Source organism: Variovorax sp. Root318D1 (genome assembly GCF_001424835.1).
In the GTDB taxonomy this organism is placed as follows: Bacteria; Pseudomonadota; Gammaproteobacteria; order Burkholderiales; family Burkholderiaceae_C; genus Variovorax.
Window position 1 is genome coordinate 161,742 of sequence record NZ_LMCQ01000021.1, and the last position, 21,097, is coordinate 182,838.

The 21,097-nt window shown below is 66.3% G+C and carries 23 protein-coding genes and 1 riboswitch; of the genes, 15 read left to right on the forward strand and 8 right to left on the reverse strand.

Features of this window, described 5'->3' with window-relative positions; genetic code table 11:
- Positions 1–78: 78 nt before the first annotated feature.
- The 8 genes from ASC78_RS19215 (at position 79) to arsC (ending at position 7,722) form a co-directional block, all read left to right on the forward strand.
- On the forward strand, positions 79–1,062 hold the full coding sequence (locus ASC78_RS19215) for a tripartite tricarboxylate transporter substrate binding protein (protein WP_055804731.1): 984 nt from the start codon (positions 79–81) through the stop codon (positions 1,060–1,062).
- A gap of 54 nt (positions 1,063–1,116) precedes the next feature.
- Positions 1,117–2,280 carry a Gfo/Idh/MocA family protein gene (locus ASC78_RS19220; protein ID WP_055804734.1) on the forward strand — a complete coding sequence of 388 codons (1,164 nt, stop codon included), beginning with the start codon at positions 1,117–1,119 and terminating at the stop codon, positions 2,278–2,280.
- 10 nt (positions 2,281–2,290) lie between these two features.
- Complete coding sequence (locus ASC78_RS19225; RefSeq protein WP_055804736.1) at positions 2,291–3,478, forward strand: dihydrodipicolinate synthase family protein; 1,188 nt, start codon at positions 2,291–2,293, stop codon at positions 3,476–3,478.
- 10 nt (positions 3,479–3,488) lie between these two features.
- Positions 3,489–4,367, forward strand: a complete 879-nt coding sequence (locus ASC78_RS19230) for a sugar phosphate isomerase/epimerase family protein (protein WP_055804739.1) — start codon at positions 3,489–3,491, stop codon at positions 4,365–4,367.
- Between the two features lie 277 nt (positions 4,368–4,644).
- Complete coding sequence (locus ASC78_RS19235; RefSeq protein ID WP_055804741.1) at positions 4,645–5,739, forward strand: DNA glycosylase AlkZ-like family protein; 1,095 nt, start codon at positions 4,645–4,647, stop codon at positions 5,737–5,739.
- 106 nt (positions 5,740–5,845) lie between these two features.
- Positions 5,846–6,015: riboswitch (FMN riboswitch) on the forward strand.
- Between the two features lie 101 nt (positions 6,016–6,116).
- On the forward strand, positions 6,117–6,632 hold the full coding sequence (locus ASC78_RS19240; RefSeq protein ID WP_055804744.1) for a 6,7-dimethyl-8-ribityllumazine synthase: 516 nt from the start codon (positions 6,117–6,119) through the stop codon (positions 6,630–6,632).
- Positions 6,633–6,664: 32 nt separating this feature from the next.
- Entirely contained in the window at positions 6,665–7,339 is a 675-nt protein-coding gene (locus tag ASC78_RS19245) for a glutathione S-transferase family protein (protein WP_055804747.1), read from the forward strand.
- Positions 7,336–7,722, forward strand: a complete 387-nt coding sequence (gene arsC / locus ASC78_RS19250) for an arsenate reductase (glutaredoxin) (RefSeq protein ID WP_055804749.1) — start codon at positions 7,336–7,338, stop codon at positions 7,720–7,722. Before ASC78_RS19245 ends, arsC begins: the two co-directional genes overlap by 4 nt.
- Before the next feature lie 13 nt (positions 7,723–7,735).
- Here the strand turns inward: arsC and ASC78_RS19255 are convergent, their stop codons facing one another.
- Complete coding sequence (locus ASC78_RS19255; RefSeq protein ID WP_055804752.1) at positions 7,736–8,488, reverse strand: sulfite exporter TauE/SafE family protein; 753 nt, start codon at positions 8,486–8,488, stop codon at positions 7,736–7,738.
- A 43-nt stretch (positions 8,489–8,531) separates the two neighbouring features.
- Positions 8,532–9,785, reverse strand: a complete 1,254-nt coding sequence (locus ASC78_RS19260) for an MFS transporter (protein ID WP_055804755.1) — start codon at positions 9,783–9,785, stop codon at positions 8,532–8,534.
- 89 nt (positions 9,786–9,874) lie between these two features.
- Here ASC78_RS19260 and ASC78_RS19265 point away from each other — a divergent pair, with 89 nt between their 5' ends.
- The 5 genes from ASC78_RS19265 to ASC78_RS19285 all read left to right on the forward strand — a co-directional run bounded on the left by ASC78_RS19265 (position 9,875) and on the right by ASC78_RS19285 (position 13,528).
- Positions 9,875–10,717, forward strand: a complete 843-nt coding sequence (locus tag ASC78_RS19265) for an AraC family transcriptional regulator (protein ID WP_055804758.1) — start codon at positions 9,875–9,877, stop codon at positions 10,715–10,717.
- A gap of 78 nt (positions 10,718–10,795) precedes the next feature.
- On the forward strand, positions 10,796–11,512 hold the full coding sequence (locus tag ASC78_RS19270; protein WP_055804761.1) for a phosphatase PAP2 family protein: 717 nt from the start codon (positions 10,796–10,798) through the stop codon (positions 11,510–11,512).
- 93 nt (positions 11,513–11,605) lie between these two features.
- Complete coding sequence (locus ASC78_RS19275; RefSeq protein WP_055804764.1) at positions 11,606–11,848, forward strand: acyl carrier protein; 243 nt, start codon at positions 11,606–11,608, stop codon at positions 11,846–11,848.
- Entirely contained in the window at positions 11,845–13,053 is a 1,209-nt protein-coding gene (locus ASC78_RS19280; RefSeq protein WP_055804767.1) for a beta-ketoacyl-[acyl-carrier-protein] synthase family protein, read from the forward strand. The genes ASC78_RS19275 and ASC78_RS19280 overlap by 4 nt, the downstream gene beginning before the upstream one ends.
- Before the next feature lie 67 nt (positions 13,054–13,120).
- Positions 13,121–13,528 (forward strand): DUF2501 domain-containing protein, encoded by a 408-nt coding sequence (locus ASC78_RS19285; RefSeq protein ID WP_055804770.1) that lies wholly within the window; start codon positions 13,121–13,123, stop codon positions 13,526–13,528.
- Here the strand turns inward: ASC78_RS19285 and ASC78_RS28080 are convergent.
- Positions 13,495–13,743: a hypothetical protein gene (locus ASC78_RS28080; RefSeq protein WP_235505138.1), complete on the reverse strand. Its 249-nt coding sequence runs from the start codon at positions 13,741–13,743 to the stop codon at positions 13,495–13,497. The two genes, ASC78_RS19285 and ASC78_RS28080, sit on opposite strands and share 34 nt — an antisense overlap.
- On the opposite strand from ASC78_RS28080, the gene ASC78_RS19290 reads away from it, so the two are divergent.
- A complete protein-coding gene (locus ASC78_RS19290) occupies positions 13,742–15,352 on the forward strand; it encodes a SulP family inorganic anion transporter (protein ID WP_235505139.1) in 1,611 nt (536 codons plus the stop codon). The genes ASC78_RS28080 and ASC78_RS19290 overlap by 2 nt on opposite strands.
- On the opposite strand, the gene ASC78_RS19295 is transcribed toward ASC78_RS19290, so the two are convergent.
- From ASC78_RS19295 to clpB, 4 genes are read right to left on the reverse strand one after another with little or no spacing between them, the layout of a single operon-like run.
- Positions 15,304–15,882: a DUF3299 domain-containing protein gene (locus ASC78_RS19295; RefSeq protein WP_055804777.1), complete on the reverse strand. Its 579-nt coding sequence runs from the start codon at positions 15,880–15,882 to the stop codon at positions 15,304–15,306. The genes ASC78_RS19290 and ASC78_RS19295 overlap by 49 nt on opposite strands.
- 44 nt (positions 15,883–15,926) lie before the next feature.
- A complete protein-coding gene (gene arfB, locus ASC78_RS19300; RefSeq protein WP_055804780.1) occupies positions 15,927–16,334 on the reverse strand; it encodes an alternative ribosome rescue aminoacyl-tRNA hydrolase ArfB in 408 nt (135 codons plus the stop codon).
- A gap of 43 nt (positions 16,335–16,377) precedes the next feature.
- Positions 16,378–16,716 carry a hypothetical protein gene (locus ASC78_RS19305; protein ID WP_235505141.1) on the reverse strand — a complete coding sequence of 113 codons (339 nt, stop codon included), beginning with the start codon at positions 16,714–16,716 and terminating at the stop codon, positions 16,378–16,380.
- A gap of 9 nt (positions 16,717–16,725) precedes the next feature.
- Positions 16,726–19,347, reverse strand: a complete 2,622-nt coding sequence (clpB, locus tag ASC78_RS19310; RefSeq protein ID WP_055804785.1) for an ATP-dependent chaperone ClpB — start codon at positions 19,345–19,347, stop codon at positions 16,726–16,728.
- A gap of 110 nt (positions 19,348–19,457) precedes the next feature.
- Here clpB and ASC78_RS19315 point away from each other — a divergent pair, with 110 nt between their 5' ends.
- Positions 19,458–20,450 (forward strand): Bug family tripartite tricarboxylate transporter substrate binding protein, encoded by a 993-nt coding sequence (locus ASC78_RS19315; protein WP_055805070.1) that lies wholly within the window; start codon positions 19,458–19,460, stop codon positions 20,448–20,450.
- A gap of 143 nt (positions 20,451–20,593) precedes the next feature.
- Here the strand turns inward: ASC78_RS19315 and ASC78_RS19320 are convergent, their stop codons facing one another.
- The gene (locus ASC78_RS19320) at positions 20,594–21,070 is read right to left on the reverse strand and encodes a molybdenum cofactor biosynthesis protein MoaE (protein ID WP_055804788.1); all 477 of its coding nucleotides are present in this window, start codon (positions 21,068–21,070) and stop codon (positions 20,594–20,596) included.
- Positions 21,071–21,097: the final 27 nt, after the last annotated feature.

Sequence of the window (21,097 nt, forward strand, 5' to 3'; positions counted from 1 at the left end):
GCCTTTTTAGAATTGCCAATTCACTCACTGGTGAATTAATCGGCAAGACAAGGCGGCCCGACCGCACGGAGACAACCCATGAAGCAACTTGTACGCACCACTGCACTCGCCACGCTCACCTGCCTCGCCGCCTTGATGCCGGGGCTAGCCTCGGCACAGGGCGGATATCCCAACAAGCCCATTCGGGTGATCGTGCCCTTCGCAGCCGGCAGCACCACCGACATCATTGCGCGAGCCATTGCCGACAAGATGGGCCAGAGCATGGGCCAGACGCTGGTCGTGGACAACCGCGGCGGCGCCAGCGGCACCATCGGCCAGCAGGCCGTGGCCACGGCCGCGCCGGACGGCTACACGATCATGATTCACTCGTCGTCGCACACGGTGAGCCCTTCGACGTTCGCAAAGCTGCCGTTCGACACGGTGAACGACTTCGCCGGTGTCACGCCCATTTCGTCGCTGCCCAATGCGCTGGTGATCTCGCCTTCGAAGAACATCAAGACGCTGCAGGAGCTGGTTGCGGCGGCCAAGGCCAAGCCCGGCACCATCAACTTCGCCTCTGCGGGCCAGGGCAGCGCCACCCACCTCAACGCCGAGAAGTTCAAGCTGGCCGCGAAGATCGACGCCACCAACATCCCGTTCAAGGGCTCGGCAGAGGCCGTGACTGAAGTGCTGTCGGGACGCGTCGACTACTACTTCTCGCCCATCGCGCCGGTCATCGGCCAGATCAAGGATGGGCAATTGCTGGCACTGGCGGTCGGCTCGCCCAAGCGCGCTGCGGCCCTGCCCGACGTGCCGACCACGGCTGAAGCCGGTGTGCCGGGCTCCGAGTTCAACTTCTGGATCGGAATGATGGCGCCGGCAAAGACGCCGCGCGACATCGTCAACCGGCTGCACGACGAAGTGGCCAAGGCCTTGGCTTCGCCCGAGGTCAAGGAACGCTTCCTGAAGCTCGGCGCCGATGCATGGACGCTCAAGCCGGAGCAGTTCGACGCGTACATCAAGGACGAAATCAAGACCAACGCGACGTTGGTCAAGGCCGCCGGCCTGACGCCGACGCAGTGATCCGCCGCTCTGCTGTTCTCCCCCTTTCCCTCCAACTTTTTCTCGGCTGAAGACATGGCTACACAACGACTCGGAATCATCATGCACGGCGTCACGGGCCGCATGGGCATGAACCAGCACCTGATCCGCTCGATCTGCGCGATCCGCGCACAAGGCGGCGTCACACTGTCGAACGGCGACAAGGTCATGCCCGACCCCATCCTCATCGGCCGCAACGCCGAGAAGATGGAAGCGCTCGCCAAGACGCACAACATCGCGCGCTGGGGCACCGACCTCGACAAGGCGCTCGAGAACAAGGAAGACACGATCTTCTTCGACGCCGGCACCACGCAGATGCGCCCCACACTGCTGGCCAAGGCCATCCGCGCCGGCAAGCACGTGTACTGCGAGAAGCCGATTGCCACCAACCTGAACGAGGCTGTCGAGATCGCGCGGCTGGCCGAAGGCTCGGGCCTGAAGCACGGTGCCGTGCAGGACAAGCTCTTCTTGCCGGGCCTGCGCAAGCTCGACATGCTGCGCCGCGCGGGCTTCTTCGGCCGCATGCTCAGCGTGCGCCTCGAATTCGGCTACTGGGTGTTCGAGGGCGACCTGCAGCCCATTCAGCGCCCGAGCTGGAACTACCGCAAGGAAGATGGCGGCGGCATGATCCTGGACATGATGTGCCACTGGCGCTATGTGCTGGACAACCTGTTCGGCGAGGTGAAGTCGGTGTCGTGCATCGGGGCCACCCACATTCCCAAGCGCTGGGACGAAGCCGGCAAGCCGTATGAAGCCACCGCCGACGACGCCGCGTACGCCACCTGCGAACTCACCGGCCACAACGGCGAGCCGGTGATCGCGCAGATCAACATGAGCTGGGTCACGCGCGTGCGCCGCGACGACCTCGTGACCTTCCACGTGGACGGTACCGACGGCTCGGCCGTGGCCGGCCTTTCGAGCTGCCGCGCCCAGTCGCGCGTGGCCACGCCGCGCCCAGTGTGGAACCCCGACGAGAAGCAAATGATGAATTTCTTCGACCAGTGGCAGGAGATTCCGGATTCGCAGGCGTATGACAACGGCTTCAAGATCCAGTGGGAGCACTTCATTCGCCACGTGGTCGAGAACGAGCCCTACAAGTGGACGCTGCCCGAAGGCGCCAAGGGCGTGCAGCTGGTCGAGGCCGCACTCGAGTCGTGGAAGGACCGCCGCTGGATCGATGTGCCGCAACTGAAGATCTGAGGCGGCAAGCATGGCACTCACCCTGAACCTCCCCACCGCGAGCGGCACGCTCGCACCCTACGCCCTGCGCGGCACCGCGCCGGTGAAGCCCGATGCGGGCGTCAAGTTCAATCGCATCGCCTACTCGGCGGCGCACGTTGTGGCCGATCCACTGGCTGCTATCGACCCGTGGCTGCAATCGGCGGTCGACTGGGACGCCACCATCGCCTACCGACGCCATCTGTTCTCGCTGGGTCTGGGCGTGGCCGAGGCCATGGACACGGCTCAGCGCGGCATGGGCCTGGACTGGCCGACCTCGCTCGAACTGATCCGCCGCTCGCTCGATGCGGCCAAGGACGTGCCGGGCGCGTTGGTCGCCTCGGGGTGCGGCACCGACCACCTGAACATCGACGAGGTGAAGAGCGTCGACGACGTGATTCGTGGCTACGAAGAGCAGATGGCCGCCATCGAGGCGCTGGGCGGCAAGCTGATCGTGATGGCGAGCCGTGCATTGGCCCGGGTGGCAAAGAGCCCCGCCGACTACGAGCGCGTGTACGACCGCATCCTGAGTCAGTCGAAGCAGCCGGTGGTGCTGCATTGGCTGGGGGACATGTTCGATCCGGCCCTTGCGGGCTACTGGGGCAGCAAGGACACCGATGCGGCAATGGACACGGCGCTCGCGGTCATTGCCGCGCATCCGCACAAGGTGGACGGCATCAAGATTTCGCTGCTCGACAAGGACAAGGAAATCGCGATGCGGCGCCGCCTCCCGGCAGGCGTTCGCATGTACACCGGCGACGACTTCAACTACGCCGAGCTGATCGCCGGCGACGGCTTCGGCAGCGAGCCGACGCACGGCCAGAGCGATGCGCTGCTGGGCATCTTCGACGCCATTGCCCCGGCGGCCAGCGCCGCACTGGGCGCGCTGGCGCAGGGCAACACCGAAAAATTCCACGCGATCCTCGGCCCGACGGTGCCGCTGTCGCGCCACATCTTTGCGGCGCCGACGCGCTTCTACAAGACCGGCGTGGTGTTCATGGCCTGGCTCAACGGCCATCAGAAGCACTTCACGATGGTCGGCGGCCAGCAGAGCACGCGGTCGCTGCAGCACTTTGCCGAGTTGTTCCGGCTGGCCGATGCGGCGAACCTGCTGGAGCATCCGGAGCTGGCGGTTCAACGCATGAAGACGCTGCTTGCAGTACACGGCGTGGAAGGCTGATCGAAAAGCTATGCGCGACTTCTCGCAGAACCACGACTGGCTGTCGATCAACACCGCGACCGTCCGCAAACAACTCGGCGCCGAGGTGCCGCTGGACCGCATCATCGACCAGTGCGCCGAGCGCGGCATTCGCGCCATCAGCCCCTGGCGCGACCAGGTGGCCGCCGTCGGGCTCGACAAGATTGCAAAGCAGTTGAAGGAACATGGCATCGGTCTTTCGGGCTACTGCCGCGGCGGCTTCTTCCCAGCGGCCGATGCAACAGGCCTCAAGGCTGCACTGGACGACAACCGCCGCGCCATCGACGAAGCGAAGACGCTCGATGCGCCCTGCCTCGTGCTGGTCGTCGGCGCCCTCCCCGGCGCACTCGAAGGCAAAGCGGCCTACAAGGACATCGCCCGTGCGCGCAACGAGGTGCGCGACGGCATCGCCGCCTCGCTCGAATACGCCCGCGAAGTCGGCATGCCGCTGGCCATCGAGCCGCTGCATCCCATGCAAGCCGCCGACCGCGCCTGCATCAACACGCTCGAACATGCGCTCGACATTTGCGACGAGCTCGACGCGGACAAGAGCGGCATGCTCGGCGTGGCGCTGGACATCTATCACGTCTGGTGGGACCCGAAGCTGCAGCAGCAGATCGCCCGCGCCGGCCGCGAACGCCTCTTGGCGTACCACGTCTGCGACTGGCTCACGCCGACGCGCGACTTGCTGTCCGACCGCGGGATGATGGGCGATGGCGTGGTCGAGTTGAAGAAGATCCGCGGCTGGGTTGAGGACGCGGGGTTCACGGGGTTCTGCGAGGTCGAGATTTTTTCCAACCTCGACTGGTGGCAGCGTGCCGGGAGCGAAACGCTCGACGTGTGTATCGAGCGGCACAAACAGGCCGTCTAGGTTCGGTTGGCGGAGGAGCATTCAGGGCGCGTGCACAGGCCACCGGGTACTCCCCTCCGCGAATGTCCCCCGCCTTCGGCTCCTCCTTTATTTCGCTGCGGGGAGCACCCGGCGCCCTCTCTGAGAAACGATCCCGTCGATGGGGTGCCTTGCGCAGCGAAATAAAGGGGGAGGCCGCAGGCCGGAGGACATTCGCGGAGCAAGGTACCCCGTCGGCGGGACGCGCACCACGAACAGCAGCACGCAGAATCGCGCCACCTGTGCTGCAATCCGCCACATGGCTACCCCGACCCTCAACGACCTGCGCCGCTATGCAGTAGCGCGCACCCTCTTCAAGCCGACCACGCTGCCGTCAGCGATCCGCCAACTCGGCTTCGTTCAGGCCGACCCGATCCGCGCACCCGCGCGCGCCCAAGACCTGACGCTGCGCCACCGCGTGAAAGACTACCGCGCGGGCGATCTCGAAAGCCGCTACACGCGGCTTGCCATCGAGGAAGACTGCCTCGTCAACTATGGCTTTCTGCCGCGCGAACACCTGGCGCTGATGCATCCGCGTGAAGCCAAGCAGCCCTGGGATGCCGACACTCACCGCAAGGCTGCCGACGTGTTGGCCTTCGTGCGCGAACGCGGACCGGTGCATCCGCGCGAAGTTGAACAGCACTTCGCGCATGGCCGCGTGAAGAACTACTGGGGCGGTTCGAGCAACGCCACCACGCGCCTGCTCGACGGCCTGCACTACCGCGGCATGCTGCGCGTGGTGCGCCGCGACAGCGGCACGCGCGTCTACGAGGCCGTGACCCATCTGCCCGCCGACGAGAGCCCCGCTGGCCGTGCGCAACGCGCCGCCGCGCTCATCGAGCTGGTGGTGCGCAAGTACGCTCCGCTGCCCGCTGCAAGCCTGACCTACCTCGTGCGGCTGCTCGGCTACGGTGCGCCGCATCTCGCGGCGCAAACGCAGGCCGCGCTGCGCCTGGCGCGCGAAGAACAACTCGCCAGTTGCAAGATCGACGGCACCACCTGGTACTGGCCCGCCGGCGAGAACCCGGCCTCGAAGCGCCACGCGCCCGACGACGCTGTGCGCCTGCTCGCCCCCTTCGACCCCGTGGTGTGGGACCGTCGCCGCTTCGAGCTGCTGTGGGGCTGGACATACAAGTTCGAGGCCTACACGCCGGCGCCGAAGCGGCAGTTCGGCTACTACGCGCTGCCGCTGCTTTGGCACGACCGCGTGATCGGCTGGGCCAACGTGAGCGCACCGGAGGGCCGATTGCAGCCGGCCTTTGGCTACGTCGACAAGAAGCCGCGCGACGCGGCGTTTCGCGAAGCGCTCGACGAGGAGCTGCACCGCATGACGCAGTTCCTCGCCGGCCGCTGAGCCACCCCGGCAGAATCCCCGCGCCGCTGAAGGTCTGGCGCACGGGCGACAACCTGCGCCGCCGCTGGCTTCTAGAATCGGCCCGTCGTCCGGCATGCCGGATGGCAAGCGTTCTCAGGGCGGGGCGAAATTCCCCACCGGCGGTAATGGCGGCTTCTTCGAGAGAGGGGCCGCACGAGCCCGCGAGCGCCCGCGGCCTGCAATGGGCTGCGGGGTCAGCAGATTTCGGTGCAATTCCGAAGCCGACGGTCACAGTCCGGATGAAAGAGAGCGCGAAATGCGGGCCGGTCCGCGCGCTTTCCATTGAAGCGCGCGGTCTGGCTTGCGGTTTCGTGCGCCCTGATTCAGGAAACCTGCTTTCAAGCAAGAGGCACACCATGAGTCAGATCAACGACCTTCCCCTTTCCGCCATCGACGCGTCGGGCAAACCGCGCGGCGAGCGCATCGCATTCGTCGAGGCGCAGTGGCATTCCGACATCGTCCACCAGGCGCGCGACGCCTTCCTTGCCGAAATGGAACGGCTCGGCGTGCCGCGCGACCTCATCGACGTGTTCGATGTGCCCGGTGCCTTCGAGATCCCGCTGCATGCCAAACGGCTTGCCAACTCGGGCAAGTACGCGGCCATCGTGGGCTGTGCGCTGGTGGTGGATGGCGGCATCTACCGCCACGAGTTCGTGGCCAGCACCGTGGTCAGCACGCTGATGTCGCTGCAGCTCGAAACCGACGTGCCGATTTTCTCGGCCGTGCTCACGCCGCACCATTTCCACGAGCACGTGGAGCACCGCAAATACTTCCACCGGCACTTTGCCGTCAAGGGCACCGAAGTGGCCGAAGCCTGCGTGAAGACGCTCGAAGGCTTGAAGAAGGTCGACGCGGCCCTGGCCATCGCGTGACAAGCGGCACGAGGCTGCAGTAATCTGCGCGGATGGCTTCTTCATCCGCTTCGAACGACCGCTACACCCTCTACGGCGCACCCGGTTCGGGTGCCACGCCCGTTCATGCGGCGCTGACGCTGATCGGCGCGCAGGTCGACGTTGTCGACGTCTCTCCGTGGGAGGGGGAATCAGAGCGCGAGCGCGTGTCGAGCATCAACCCGATGCGTCAGGTGCCCGCGCTCGTGCTGCCTTCCGGCGAAGTGATGACCGAGAGCGCGGCCATCCTGATCTGGCTCGGCGATCGCTATCCGGAAGCGGGGCTTTGCCCCGCGCCGGACGATCCGCTGCGCTCGCGCTACCTGCGATGGATGGTCTACTTGCCGGCGGCGATCTACTGGATGTACTGGGTGCGCGACGAACCCACGCGCCTCACGCCCGATCCGGCGGCGCAAGCTGTGATGCTGGAACGCACGGCCGAGCGCATTGCGCACTGCTGGCACCTGATGGACACGCAGATCGACGAACCCGCGCCCTATCTGCTCGGAGAAAAGCTGAGCATGCTCGACCTGTACGTCACCGTGCTGTCGCGCTGGACGCCGCATCGCAAACGCTTCTATCGCGAAGCACCCCGCATGGCCCGTGTGGTGCGGCGCGTCGATGCCGATCCACGCCTGGCCGAGTTCTGGGCGGCGCGCTATCCCTTCTCGATGGACCCGGAGACATGACCACCGCACGCACGCCGACCACCACCTACCCGATGACCATCTTCCACAAGCCCAACTGCAGCACCTCGCGCAATGTGCTGGGCTTGATCCGCGAAAGCGGCGTGGAGCCGGAGATCGTTCTTTACCTGGAGACGCCGCCGTCGAAGAAGAAGCTGCGCGAGTTGGCAAAGGCCATGGGCATGGGCGCGCGCGACCTGCTGCGAACGAAGGAGGCGCCCTATGAAGCGCTGGGCCTGGCCGATCCGAAATTGACCGACGACCAGCTGTTCGACTTCATCGTCGCGAATCCGATCCTGCTGCAGCGGCCCATCGTCGTCTCGCCGCGCGGCACGTTGATGTGCCGGCCCTGGGAGCGCGTGCGCGAGATCTTGCCAACAGCGTAGACCGAGCCGGCGCTCAGGCGCGCTGCAGCAGCGCAGGCACGCCCGAAGCCAGCATCGCCACGCCCGATGCGGTCAGCAGGCCCAGCACCACCTTGCGGAAAGCCGTCTCGCTGATGCCGATATAGAGCCGTGCGCCCAGCAGCACCGGCACCGCGACGGCCACCGCAACCAGCCCCAGCAGCGGCAACATCGAGCGGGCAATGCTGCCGCTCGCGACGTGGATCGCGAACGCCACCAGCAGCATCGAGAGATTGAAGTTCTGGATCACCGCGCGCTGCGTGTCGCGCTGAAAGCCACGGAGCGTGCACCACAGCGTGGGAATGGTGCCCGAGAAGCCCCCGATGCCTGCCATGGCACCGCCGATGCTCCCCGCGATGCCGTCGGCGATTCGCCCTCCGAAGGTGACCTTCGGCAGGTGCTGCGACATCAGCATGGCCGGGCACCACAGCACCAGCAGCACACCGAGGCAGACCTTGAAGACCACGAGGTCGAGGTGCGGCAGCAGCCACACGCCGAAAGGGACGCCGACCAGCCCGCCGACCACGAAGGGCCACAGCACGTGTCTGTCGAAGCTTCGGCGCACGGTGACGGCGGCGATCATCTGGCCGGTGAGCGCGCCGAACAAGGCGAGCACTGCTGCCAGTTGCGGTTCGAGGGTCCAGGCCCAAACCGACATCGCCACCAAGCCGAAGGCAAAGCCCGACAGGCCCTGCACAAAACCCGCCAGCACGGCGCCGGCGATCACATACACATACAAGGCCTGCATGCGGCCGATGATATCGACCGCGTCCGGTGCACGCGCGAATCGGTCAGGCCGATGCCGTCACCAGCGCCGTGCGGCGCACCCGCCTCACGTTGAAGGCGCTGGCAATCAGCACCGCCTGCACCAGTGCAAGGCCAACGATCACGCTCGTGTACTGCGCGTGGTCCATGAGACGGCCGAACACCAGCGGCGCCAGGGCCTGTCCGATGTCGAGGCCCGCATACACCACGCCGTAGACACGCCCAGTGGCGTTGGGCGGCGTCGAGCGCTTGACCAGCAAGTCGCGCGAAGGCCCGGCCACGCCGGAGACAAAACCCATGGCGCCGAACAGCACCGGCACCATCACGGGCGGAAATTGCGCAAAAGCGAGCACCAGCGCCAACACGGCCGCAATGCCGAAGCCGGTTCCCACGATGCGTTCGCAGCGCGACGGGTCGGAGGCGAGAAAGCCGCCGACCACCATGCCGCCCGCGCTGGCCACCATGTACACCGTGAGGCACACCGCCACCAGCGCCACCGGCACCGCGTGCAGGTGGCCTGCCGCCACCGGCGCGAAGGTCTGCACCACGCTGATCACAACGGCATAGAAGAAAAAGAAGCCGAAGCACATCCACACGGCGGGAATGCGCAGGAAGTCGAACTCGCCGCCGATGGGTGCGGGCTCGCCGTGCCCGGTGGCCTTTTGCACCGTCTTCACGTCGAGCGAGAGCACGCTGCGATACGCCCAGAGCACCAGCAGCACCACGATGGCCAGCACACCCGCCGATGCCAGCGCCACGCGCCACGAGAAGGCGATGGCAATCGGCACCACGAAGGCCGGCGCCAGCGCCCAGCCCAGGCTGCCGGTGATGCCGTGCACGCTGTAGGCGTGGCCGAGCCGCGTCGGTGCTACCTTGCGGTTGAAGAGCGTGTAGTCGACCGGGTGGAACACGCCATTGCCGATGCCGCCCACGATGGCGCACAGCAGCAGCATCCAGTAGCTCTGGGCCAGGGCATAGCCGAAAGCCGCCAGCGCCAGCGCGCCAAGCCCCACAAAGAGCACCGGCCGCGGCCCCAGCTTGTCGACGATGAAGCCCGACGCCGCCTGCACGACGCACGAGACCACGAAGAACACCGTCAGCACCGCGCCAAGCTCGGTGTAGCTCACGTTGAAGGCGTCCTTGAGCCAGGGAAACAGCGGCGCGAGGATCAGCTGGCTGAAGTGGCTGATGGCATGGGCCAGGCCGACCAGTCCGATCAGTTGCGCGTCGCCTCGCAAATTGGTGGAAGAAGCGGCTGTCGGAGAAGAAGTTGAAGACATGGATTGCTACAAAAAACCGGGGCAGGCACCGATGCTATGCGCGCCGGCCGCGGCAGAATGGCGATACAGCGACAACATTTGTCGAAACTATGCCAAGCGCCGTTTCCACCCCTTCCCCGGTCACCAGCGTGGCCTCGCTCACGCCGCATCTCTACGCACCCGACGCCGTGCGGCCGCTGCGCGCCAAGGAACACTTCCTGAGCGCCGACACCTTCGTCGAGCTGCACCAGCATCCTTGGCCGCAGCTCACCTTCTCGACCCGCGGCGTGATCCGGCTCAGCACGCAAGACGGCAGCTACATCGTGCCGCCGTCGCGCGCGGTCTGGGTGCCGGCCAACATGCCGCACAGCATCATGCTGATCGAAGATGCCGAGCTGCGCACCGTGTACCTGCATGCCTGGCTCGGACCGCCGTGGGAAAAGTGCGAGGTGCTTGAAATCAGCCCTCTGCTGCGCGCGCTGATGCTCGCGCTCGACACCACCCCCGACGGGCTGCCGCCGGCCGACCCGCATGCGCCGCAGCGCGAACGCATGATCGCCCCGCTGCTGGTGGACGAGCTGGAGCGCGCCACGCAGATCCGCATCGACGTGCCGCTGCCTACCGACAAGAGGCTGCGGCAGTTGTGCGAAACGCTGCTTCGCAATCCGGCCGACCGGGCCACGCTGGCCGAGCGCGCCGCGGCCATCGGCGCCAGCGAGCGCACGGTGGCGCGGCTGTTCCGCGACCAGCTCGGCATGAGCTGGCAGCAATGGCGGCAACAGGCCGTGATGGCGCACGCGCTGCCACTGCTGGCGCGCGGCATGGCCGTAAGCCAGGTGGCGGCAGCCAGCGGCTATGCCACCGACAGCGCGTTCTGCGCCATGTTCAAGGCAGCCACCGGGCGCTCGCCAACTTCGTTCCAGCACCGCAAGCGATCCGCCGCCCTCTCTTGAATAGTGCCGAGCCGTCATGGGGCTCTGGCAAGATCGAAGGACCGAAGAAAAACCACGGACCACCCGACCGACCTGCTCATGGCGCCCCTCCCCCGACCGCATCGCCCACAGACCTGGACCATGGACATCGGCGAGCGGATCCGCCGCCTCTTCTGGCTCAAGGCGATCGGCACCACGGTCTTCACCTGGCTTTTCTTCATCGGCTACTTTCACCTGCTGCGCAATCCGGCCTATCCGGTCGCGGTAATGCCGCTCACGGCCCTCGACCATCTGATTCCGTTCCAGCCCTACGCGCTGGGCGCCTACCTTTCGCTCTGGTTCTATGTGGGCATCGCGCCCGGGCTGCAGTTGAGCTTTCGCGAGTTGGTGGTCTATGGGCTCTGGATTGGCGCGCTGTGCCTCACCGGCCTGGGCCTCTTCTACTTCTGGCCCACGCAGATACCACCGCTTGCCATGGACGTGTCGGGCTACGCCGGCTTTGCCATGCTGCAGGGCGTGGATGCCGCCGGCAACGCATGCCCTTCGATGCACGTGGCCGTGGCGATCTTCACGGCCATCCGGCTCGACCACGTGCTGCGCGAGGCGCGCACGCCGTCGTACCTGCGCTTTGCCAACTGGATCTGGTTTGCCGCCATTGCCTGGTCGACGCTGGCCGTCAAGCAGCACGTGGTGCTCGACGCGCTGGCCGGCGCCTTGCTGGGAATGGCCTTCGCACTCCCGTCGCTGCGTTGGCGTCCGGAGGGCAGAAGCCAGGTCAGCACCTTGGTTGGAGCGGATATCATTGGCCATCACTGACCCACAAGCCGAGCGAGGAAGGGGTCGATCCCATGGAGCGCCCCCAGGGCGGCGATCGATCAGCGGCCGGCACACGACAACAGGCATCGCACGATGAGTTCGCTGAAGCAATTGCAGGACCTGATCCACGAGAAGTACGGTATTGAACCGTCGAAGCTCGACCCCAACGCATCGATGCGCGAAACCGGCGGGCTCGATTCGCTGGCATTGGCCGAGTTCCTGTTTGCCATCGAAGATCACTTCGGCATCACCATGCCCGACAGCGACGCGAACATCGACACCCTGGGCGAACTGGCCCTGCTGGTCGACAAGGTCAGGGCCGCGAAGACAGCGTGAACCACGAGGTCTGCGTCACCGGACTGGGCGTCATGGCGCCGCATGGCGGCGAACCCAGCACGCTGTTCCAAGCCCTGCTGGACGGCCAATCGGCCATCCAGCCCGTCTTTCCCGACCTGCCCAAGCCGGCCGCCGCGGCCACGGTGGCTTTCGACGAAACACGCTGGTTCACCAAGCTGCAGCTTGCCGGCGTCGACCGCGTGAGCCAGCTCGCCGTGGCCGCGGCTGACCTCGCGGTGCGCGATGCGGGCTTGACCATGAGCGATGCCGACCCCGAGCGCGTGGGCGTCTATGCCGGCTGCGGCATGGGCGGCGCCGCAGCACTCGAGGCGGCCTACCGCGGCAATGGGCGCGTGTCGCCCCTCACCATTCCCGCCTTCATGCCCAATGCGCCCGCCGCCCACGTGGCCATGCGCCACGGCGTGCTGGGGCCGGTACTCACCTATTCGGTGGCCTGCGCCTCGTCGTCAGTGGCCATTGCCGAAGCCGCCAAAGCCATCCAGCGCGGTGAAGTCGACGTGGCCATTGCCGGCGGCAGCGAGGCTCTCATCGTGCCCGGCGTGGTGCTGGCCTGGCAGGCCATGCAGACGTTGGCCACCTTCCAGCCCGGCGAAGCAGCCGGCGCGGTGCGGCCCTTTGCCAGCGACCGCAGCGGCTTCGCGCTGGGCGAAGGCGCAGCGTTTCTGGTGCTTGAGTCGGCCGAACGCGCGCGCAGCCGCGGCGCCCGCAGCTATGCCACGCTGGCGGGCTGGGGCCTCAGTAGCGACGCCACGCACCTCACCAAGCCCGACGCTCCCGGCCAGGCCCGCGCGTTGCGCTCCGCCCTGCGCCAGGCCGGGCTGCAGCCGCGCGACGTGGGCTACTGCAACGCGCACGGCACGGCCACGCGCATCGGCGACGTGGTCGAACGCAATGCGCTGGCGGACGTGTGGGGCAACGACCTCGACAACCTGCGCGTCAGTTCCACCAAGGCGCTGCACGGCCACCTGCTCGGCGCGGCCGGAGCCATCGAAGCGCTCATCACAGTGCTCGCGCTGCACCGCCGGCAACTGCCGCCCAATGCCAACTGCAGCGAAATCGATCCGGCGTGCAGCCTGAACCTGGTGACGCATGACGACACCGGCGCACCTGCGCTCGAAGCGGCCATGAGCAACTCCTTCGCTTTCGGCGGCACGAATTCGGTGCTGCTGTTCCGTCGCGCGTGAACCCGGATTCCGTCGGGGGTATGCTGACGATGGAATCTTCATTCACATCCACAGACGGGAGTTCGTCATGCGCTTTCGCTTCGCACTGGTTTCTCTCGCGCTGATCGCGGCGAGCGTCCCGGTCCTGGCCCAGTCGGACCTGCTCGGCAAGCTGAAGGACCAGGCCGGCTCGTCGCTTGGCGAGAACCTCGGCTTCCAGATGCCCGCCATCGGCTCCAGCACCATCGGCAGCGCGGCCGGCGTATTGCAGTACTGCGTCAAAAACAACTACCTGGGCGGCGATGCGGCCTCGGTGAAAGACAAGCTCCTTGCCAAGATCACTGGCCAGAAGCAGCAGGAAAAGAACTTCGAGAGCGGCGCGAAGGGCCTGCTGAAGGGCGGGGACGGCAAGACGCTCAACGTCAAGATGCTCTCATCGAAGCTGAAGGTGAAGGCCTGCGACTACGTTCTGAAAAACGCCTCCTCGCTGATCTGACGGCGCTCCGCATCCCACGCGCGCGGCGCACCGCGCACGTGCCGTCCCGCTTCTCCCGTGCGCTCGTAACGCTTCATGAATCCGGCAGCCTCCTCCTCTTCTTCCACTTCCTTGCGCCACCGCGTCGCGCGGTGGGTTCCCTGCCTCGCTTGGCCGCGCCCTTCCCCAGCGCTGCTGCGCAACGAGGCCTTGGCGGGCCTCACGGTGGCGCTCATGGTCATTCCGCAGGGCGTGGCCTACGCGGCGCTGGCGGGTATGCCGCTGGTCACCGGCGTGTACGCGGCACTGTTCCCAGCACTGGTTGCGGTGATCTTCAGTTCCTCGCAGCGACTGTCGGTCGGGCCCACCGCGCTCACGAGCCTGCTGGTGGGCGCCTCGCTCGCGCCGCTGGCGGTGCCCGGCAGCAGCGAATGGGTGGCGATGGCGGTGTGGCTCACGCTGATATCGGGGGCCATCCAGATGGTGCTGGGCGCGGGGCGTTTCGGGTGGCTGCTGCGGCTGGTGAATTCTCCGGTGCTGATCGGCTTCACGCAGGGCGCGGCGGTGCTGATTGCCATTTCGCAGTTGCCGGCGTTGCTCGGCTTCACGGGCCGCACCATTCCCCAGGTGCTGCAGGGCGGTCCGCTGCCAGACCTTGTCGCCATTGCCTTCGGGCTCGGCAGCATTGCAGTGCTGTGGCTGGGCAAGCGGCTGGCGCCGCGCTTTCCGACCACCATGGCGCTCGTGGCGGGTGCCGCGGCCATCAGCTGGACGGTCAACTACGCGCTGCGCGGCGGCGCCGTGGTGGGCAGCCTGCCCGCCGGCCTGCCCTCCTTCTACTGGCCGGGCCTCTTGCCCTTGAACACGTTCAGCGCGCTGGTGCTGCCCGCGCTGATGATCACGCTGGTGAGCTTTCTGGAGACGGCATCGAGCGCCAAGATCGACAACGCGCGCGCCGGCACGCTCTGGAACGAGAACCAGGACCTGATCGGTCAGGGCCTCGCCAAGCTGGCCTCGGGTTTCTCGGGCTCCTTTCCCACCAGCTCGTCGTTCTCGCGCTCGGCCATCACGCTGTATGCGGGCGCGCAAACCGGATGGGCGACGCTGTTCAGCGTGATGGTGGTGGCCGGTGCACTGTTGTGGCTCATGCCGCTGCTTTATCACGTGCCGCAAGCAGTGCTGGCGGCGGTGGTGGTCACGGCCATTCTGGGGCTGGTCAAGCCGGCGAGCTTCGTCGCGCTGTGGCGCGTGTCGCGCATCGAGGCAGGCATCGCGTTCGGCACCTTCGTGCTGACCATTGCCACCGCACCGAGCATCTACTGGGGCGTGCTGGGCGGGCTGCTCGCGAGCATGGCGCACTACATGTACCGCCACCTGCATCCGCGGATCATCGAGGTCGGCCTGCACCCGGACGGCAGCCTGCGCGACCGCCACCTCTGGAAGCTGCCGCCGCTGGCGCCGCATCTCTACGCGCTGCGCATGGATGCCGAACTCGACTTTGCATCGGCCTCCACGCTCGAGCGCGCGCTCACGGTCGCCATGGCCGAGCGGCCGGACCTCACCGACGTATGCCTTTTTGCGCAGCCCATCAACCGCATCGACATCACGGGCGCCGAGGTGTTCGGCTCGATCCGCCGGATGATGGAAGCCAAGGGCGTGCGCCTGCACCTGAGCGGCCTGAAGCTGCCGGCCATGCAGGTGCTGGAGCGTGCCGGACTTCTTACAGCGGGGCCGATGCTTTTCAGCTACCGCACCGACGCAGAGGCGCTGGCCGCGCTGGCGCAGCCGGAAGAAGCTCAGCGCGCCGAGACAAAAGGCTCGACGGAAGCCGACTTGATCTCGTAGCCGCTCACGCCCATGTCCACCGAGGAATAGCGCGCCGCCTTCAGCAGCCCGCTGACCCGCACTGTGTCCATCGCGTGCAGGCCCTTCACGGTGTCGGCCGCGGTCACGTGCACGATCTGGTTGGCGGGCGGCGGCGGGGTATGGATGCAGGCGCCGAAGTAAGGCACCAGCAGAAACTCGCGAATGCCGCCCTGCGTGTTGTCGAGCGGAACGACAAAGCCCGACAGCCGCGCGGCCGTGCCGTCGAGCGCCACGTTGACCGGCGCGTTGTCCCAGACGGCGCGCATCTCGTCCAGCATCTGGATCGCGCGCGGGTCGTTGTCGCGCAGCGATTCGAGGCTGATGTTGCGGTAGCGCTTGGTCGGATCCCAGTTCTTGGGTACGAGCTCTTCCCACTTGAGCTCCTGCACCGGGCCCGCGGTCGCCGCCTTCGTGTCGGCATCCGGGCCGCAGCCCGCCAGGGCAGCCGCGCCCAGAGCCAGCAGGAATGCCGGCAATACGCGGCGGAAGAAGACTCTCATGGCCTCCATTGTGCGTCGGGGCCGTGTCATGCAGCTTAGCGGGGCCTTAAAGGTCAGTCCCGCACCGGTCCGCGCAGGTTCTTGATCTGCGAACGCTGGCTCTTGCCTTCGAGTCGGCGCTGCTTCGAGCCGTAGGTCGGCTTGGTAGCACGCCGCACGCGCGGCGGCGTAGCCACGCTGTCGACTACCGCCTGCAGGCGCGCGAGCGCGCCGGCCCGGTTCATCTCCTGCGTGCGGTGCTGTTGGGCCTTCAACACGAAGACGCCTTCCTGCGTGATGCGGCTGTCGCGCAGCGCAAGCAGGCGTTCCTTCACGTCAGGCGGTAAAGAGCTCGCGTGGATGTCGTAGCGCAAATGCACCGCGCTCGACACCTTGTTGACGTTCTGCCCGCCCGCACCCTGCGCCCGAATGGCGCTGATCTCGACCTCGTCGGGGTCGATGAGAAGGGGTGGGCGAAGCATGAAGGCAAGTGTGCCTTCAAACGCGTTCGAGAAGGCGGGGTGCCTACTCGCCGCGCGCAGGCCGGGCCCGCACGTCGGTCACGTCGCCCGCGGGACGCAGGGCCAACGGGCTGCGCACCGATTCGCCGCGCGCACGCGCATTGGCCATGTCGGCCGCGGTGGGCTCGGTCGGCTGTGCCGCATTGCGAAAACGCTCGAAGCCCGAGCGCGGGTTGAAGCGCCCGCCCATCGAGGCCACCCAGGGCGTCACGGGCTTGCCTGTGATCCGGCCCCAGGCGTAGCGCACGCCCCACACAGCCGCAAGCAGCATGACCGCCACCGCGAGACTGGCCGCAAAAACCAGGCCAAGAAGCAGAAGAATGACGCGAAATATGAAGTTCATCATCCGACTTTAGGCCGCAATGGCCTCCGATGGTTCCCCGGCCTTTGTGAACGAGAACTGGCCTGGGGTCCGGATCGGATCGGTATTCACTTCGATCGTGTCCTTCGGCCCGAAGCTGCCGTCGAGCAGCAGCCTGGAGAGCGGATTCTCGATGCGCTGCTGGATGGCGCGCTTCAGCGGCCGTGCGCCGAACACCGGGTCGAAGCCGACCTTGGCAATCTCGGCCAGCGCCGCGGGCGAGACTTCGAGCCCCAGGTCCATCTTCGCGAGCCGCGCCTGCAGCACCTTGAGCTGGATCGCGGCAATCGATTCGATGTTCTTCGCGTCGAGCGCATGGAACACCACCGTCTCGTCGATGCGGTTCAGGAACTCGGGGCGGAAGTAGTTCTTCAGCTCATCCCACACCGCTTCCTTGATCTCTTCGGCCGGCTGGCCCACCATGGCCTGGATGATCGGCGAGCCGATGTTGCTGGTCATCACGATCACGGTGTTCTTGAAGTCGACGGTACGGCCCTGGCCGTCGGTCAGGCGGCCGTCGTCGAGCACCTGCAGCAGCACGTTGAACACGTCGTGATGGGCCTTCTCGACCTCGTCGAGCAGCACCACGCTGTAGGGCTTGCGGCGCACGGCTTCCGTGAGGTAGCCGCCCTCCTCGTAGCCCACGTAGCCCGGCGGCGCGCCGATCAGGCGGGCGACCGAATGCTTCTCCATGAACTCGCTCATGTCGATGCGGATGAGGTGGTCTTCGCTGTCGAACATGAAGCCCGCAAGCGCCTTGCACAGCTCGGTCTTTCCCACGCCGGTGGGGCCGAGGAACAGGAAGGAGCCAGTCGGGCGGTTCGGATCGGAAAGGCCCGAGCGCGAGCGGCGGATCGCGTTGGCAACCGCGCCGATGGCTTCGTCCTGCCCCACGACGCGTTCGTGCAGCTTGTCTTCCATGACGAGCAGCTTGTCGCGCTCGCCCTGCATCAGCTTGGCGACCGGAATGCCGGTGGCGCGCGCCACGACTTCGGCAATTTCTTCCGAGCCGACCTGTGTGCGCAGCAGCGTGGGCGCGCTCGACTTGCCCTTGCTCGCCTCGCTCTCCTCGGCTTCGCGCAGGCGTTTTTCGAGTGCTGGCAGCTGGCCGTATTGCAGTTCGGCGAGCTTGTTGAAGTCGCCCTTGCGCTTCCACTCCTCGATCTCGAACTTGATCTTGTCGATGTCCTCGCGGATCTTCGCGCTGCCCTGCGCCTGTGCCTTTTCGGCCTGCCAGATCTCGTCGTAGTCGGCAATTTCCTTTTGCAGGCGCGCAACCTCGTCCTCGATGAGGCCGAAGCGCTTCTGCGAGGCCTCGTCCTTTTCGCGGCGCACGGCTTCGCGCTCGATCTGCAGCTGAATGAGGCGACGGTCCAAGCGGTCCATCACCTCGGGCTTGGAATCCATCTCGATCTTGATTTTGGCCGCGGCTTCGTCGATCAGGTCGATGGCCTTGTCGGGCAGGAAGCGGTCGGTGATGTAGCGGTCGCTCAGCTCGGCCGCGGCCACGATGGCCGGGTCGGTGATCTGCACGCCATGGTGCACTTCGTACTTTTCCTGGAGGCCGCGCAGGATGGCGATGGTCGCCTCCACGCTCGGCTCGCCCACGATGATTTTCTGGAAGCGGCGCTCAAGCGCGGCGTCCTTCTCGATGTACTTGCGGTATTCGTCGAGCGTGGTGGCACCCACGCAGTGCAGCTCGCCGCGCGCGAGCGCGGGCTTGAGCATGTTGCCCGCGTCCATCGCGCCTTCGGCCTTGCCTGCGCCCACCATGGTGTGCAGTTCGTCGATGAAGACGATGGTCTGGCCTTCGTCCTTGGCCAGTTCGTTCAAGACGGTCTTGAGGCGTTCTTCGAACTCGCCGCGGTATTTGGCGCCGGCCAGCAGCGCAGCCATGTCGAGCGACAGCACCCGCTTGCCCTTGAGCGATTCGGGCACTTCGCCCGCCACGATGCGCTGCGCCAGGCCTTCGACGATGGCAGTCTTGCCCACGCCCGGCTCACCGATGAGCACGGGGTTGTTCTTGGTGCGGCGCTGCAGCACCTGGATGGCGCGGCGGATTTCCTCGTCGCGGCCGATGACCGGGTCGAGCTTGCCCAGCCGGGCGCGCTCGGTCAGGTCTAGGCAGTATTTCTTGAGGGCTTCGCGCTGGCCTTCAGCATCGGCGCTGTTCACGCCTTGGCCGCCGCGCACGGCGTCGATGGCCGATTCGAGCGACTTGCGTGTCAGGCCGTTTTCTTTCGCGATGCGGCCAATGTCCGACTTACTGTCGGCCACGGCCAAAAGGAAGAGCTCGCCTGCAATGAACTGGTCGTTGCGCTTGATGGCCTCTTTCTCGGTCGCCTGCAACAGCTTGCCGAGCTCGGGTCCGACCTGCACGATGTCGTGGCCCTGTACTTGCGGCAGCTTCTTGATAGCAGCTTCGGCTGCGTTCGCAAGGCCGTGGACGTTGACGCCAGCGCGTTCCAGCAAGGCGCGCGGGCCGTCTTCCTGGCGCAGCATCGCGACCAGCAGGTGGGCCGGTTCGATGTAGGCGTTGTCGTTGCCGAGAGCGAGCGTCTGCGCATCGCCCAGCGCTTCCTGGAATTTGGTGGTGAGTTTGTCTTGTCGCATGGTGGTGTTCCTGCACTCAAAATAGGACTGTTCGGGCGCGATTCAAGGTGCCCGGGGCTTCGGGCACGTCTATTGCACTGTGCCTGCTCATCTTTCGAATGGAGTCGATCATGGTTTTTTCAATGCAGCGCCCTCATCCGGCTCGCCGGGCGCTCGGCGTCGGCCTCCTTGTAGCGGCCTTCGGCCTGACCGGTCTTGCGCAGGCGCAAGGCACGCCCATCCGCCTGCTGGTCGGATTTCCGGCCGGCGCCGGCTCGGACGCCATTGCACGCACGCTCGGCGAAAAACTCAAGGACGTGCTGGGCGTGCCGGTGGTGGTGGAGAACCGCGCCGGCGCGGGCGGACAGATTGCGGCGCAGGCGCTCAAGGCAGCCCCGGCTGACGGCCATACGCTGTTCCTCTCCCACGACCACTCGATCTCCATCCTGCCGCAGGTGGTGAAGAACCCTGGCTTCAACCCCGCCACCGACTTCGTGCCGGTGGCCGGCTTCGCCACCTTCGCCAACGTGCTGGCGGTCTCGGGCGGCACGCCGGCCAAAAGCATCGACGAGTACGTGAAATGGGTTCGTACCCAACGCGGCGGCAAGGAGACCATCGGCATCCCCGCGCCGGCCTCGATTCCCGAGTTCCTGGTGAAGATGATCTCGGAAAAATACAAGATCGACGTGCAGCCCGCGCCCTACCGCGGCAGCGCGCCGATGACAGCGGACATGCTGGGGAACCAGATCACCGCGGGCATTGCCTCGGTGCCGGACTTCATCGAGAACCACAAGGCCGGCAAAGTGCGCATCGTGGCCTCGATCGGCGCCAAGCGCCAGGCCGTGCTGCCGAACGTGCCAACGTTCACCGAGCTGGGCTTCTCCAATCTTGAAGACCTGCCCTACTACGGCATCTTCGCGCCCGTGGGCACGCCGCAGCCGATCATCGACAAATATGGGGATGCACTGCAGAAGGTGCTGGCGATGCCTGACGTGAAGCAGAAGCTCACCGCAATGGGCCTCACTGTGGCGTACGAGCCGCAAGGCCAGTTTGCGGGCCGCGTGCGTACTTACACGCAGACTTGGGAGCGGATCATTCAGTCGAGCGGGTTCAAGCCCCTCTGATCTTTCTTGCCCCCTCTCCCCTTCTTGCTCCCTCTCCCTCTGGGAGAGGGTAGGGGTGAGGGCACTGTGCCGCCGATGAAGCACGCCGCTCAACCAGCGCCGCCGCCCTCACCCTGCCCTCTCCCAGAGGGAGAGGGAAAAGATCAGGCGTTGTTGGCGGCGATGCCCCAGCGCGCCAATGCCGCATCGTCGCTGACTCGCGCATCCACCCATCGTGCGCCTTCAGGCGTCTGTTCTTTTTTCCAGAACGGCGCCTGCGTCTTGAGGTAGTCCATCAGGAACTCGCAGGCCTCGAAGCTCTGCCCGCGATGGGCCGAGACCACCGCCACCATCATGATCTGGTCGAGCGGCTGCAGCAGGCCCACGCGGTGGATCACGCGTGCGCCCAAAATGTCGAAACGCTTGTGCGCCTCGTCGATCATCGCTTCGATGGCCTTCTCGGTCATGCCGGGGTAGTGCTCGAGCTCCATCGAGGCGATGGCGCTGCCGTCGTTGCGGTCTCTCACGGTACCGATGAAGCTGCACACCGCGCCCACGCGTTTGTCGCCGGCACGCAACGCGGCAACCTCCTGTCCCAGGTCGAAATCAGCTGTCTGGATCGAAACGCGTGCACCACTCATGCCGGGATTGTGGCACCGCGCTAGACT

What these genes read in the sequence shown, in the direction of transcription:
- ASC78_RS19215 (WP_055804731.1), top strand. Translation starts at nt 79, where the DNA reads ATGAAGCAACTTGTACGCACCACTGCACTCGCCACGCTCACCTGCCTC.
- ASC78_RS19220 (WP_055804734.1), top strand. Translation starts at nt 1,117, where the DNA reads ATGGCTACACAACGACTCGGAATCATCATGCACGGCGTCACGGGCCGC.
- ASC78_RS19225 (WP_055804736.1), top strand. Translation starts at nt 2,291, where the DNA reads ATGGCACTCACCCTGAACCTCCCCACCGCGAGCGGCACGCTCGCACCC.
- ASC78_RS19230 (WP_055804739.1), top strand. Translation starts at nt 3,489, where the DNA reads ATGCGCGACTTCTCGCAGAACCACGACTGGCTGTCGATCAACACCGCG.
- ASC78_RS19235 (WP_055804741.1), top strand. Translation starts at nt 4,645, where the DNA reads ATGGCTACCCCGACCCTCAACGACCTGCGCCGCTATGCAGTAGCGCGC.
- ASC78_RS19240 (WP_055804744.1), top strand. Translation starts at nt 6,117, where the DNA reads ATGAGTCAGATCAACGACCTTCCCCTTTCCGCCATCGACGCGTCGGGC.
- ASC78_RS19245 (WP_055804747.1), top strand. Translation starts at nt 6,665, where the DNA reads ATGGCTTCTTCATCCGCTTCGAACGACCGCTACACCCTCTACGGCGCA.
- arsC (WP_055804749.1), top strand. Translation starts at nt 7,336, where the DNA reads ATGACCACCGCACGCACGCCGACCACCACCTACCCGATGACCATCTTC.
- ASC78_RS19255 (WP_055804752.1), bottom strand. Translation starts at nt 8,488, where the DNA reads ATGCAGGCCTTGTATGTGTATGTGATCGCCGGCGCCGTGCTGGCGGGT.
- ASC78_RS19260 (WP_055804755.1), bottom strand. Translation starts at nt 9,785, where the DNA reads ATGTCTTCAACTTCTTCTCCGACAGCCGCTTCTTCCACCAATTTGCGA.
- ASC78_RS19265 (WP_055804758.1), top strand. Translation starts at nt 9,875, where the DNA reads ATGCCAAGCGCCGTTTCCACCCCTTCCCCGGTCACCAGCGTGGCCTCG.
- ASC78_RS19270 (WP_055804761.1), top strand. Translation starts at nt 10,796, where the DNA reads ATGGCGCCCCTCCCCCGACCGCATCGCCCACAGACCTGGACCATGGAC.
- ASC78_RS19275 (WP_055804764.1), top strand. Translation starts at nt 11,606, where the DNA reads ATGAGTTCGCTGAAGCAATTGCAGGACCTGATCCACGAGAAGTACGGT.
- ASC78_RS19285 (WP_055804770.1), top strand. Translation starts at nt 13,121, where the DNA reads ATGCGCTTTCGCTTCGCACTGGTTTCTCTCGCGCTGATCGCGGCGAGC.
- ASC78_RS19290 (WP_235505139.1), top strand. Translation starts at nt 13,742, where the DNA reads ATGGTCATTCCGCAGGGCGTGGCCTACGCGGCGCTGGCGGGTATGCCG.
- ASC78_RS28080 (WP_235505138.1), bottom strand. Translation starts at nt 13,743, where the DNA reads ATGAGCGCCACCGTGAGGCCCGCCAAGGCCTCGTTGCGCAGCAGCGCT.
- ASC78_RS19295 (WP_055804777.1), bottom strand. Translation starts at nt 15,882, where the DNA reads ATGGAGGCCATGAGAGTCTTCTTCCGCCGCGTATTGCCGGCATTCCTG.
- arfB (WP_055804780.1), bottom strand. Translation starts at nt 16,334, where the DNA reads ATGCTTCGCCCACCCCTTCTCATCGACCCCGACGAGGTCGAGATCAGC.
- ASC78_RS19305 (WP_235505141.1), bottom strand. Translation starts at nt 16,716, where the DNA reads ATGAACTTCATATTTCGCGTCATTCTTCTGCTTCTTGGCCTGGTTTTT.
- clpB (WP_055804785.1), bottom strand. Translation starts at nt 19,347, where the DNA reads ATGCGACAAGACAAACTCACCACCAAATTCCAGGAAGCGCTGGGCGAT.
- ASC78_RS19315 (WP_055805070.1), top strand. Translation starts at nt 19,458, where the DNA reads ATGGTTTTTTCAATGCAGCGCCCTCATCCGGCTCGCCGGGCGCTCGGC.
- ASC78_RS19320 (WP_055804788.1), bottom strand. Translation starts at nt 21,070, where the DNA reads ATGAGTGGTGCACGCGTTTCGATCCAGACAGCTGATTTCGACCTGGGA.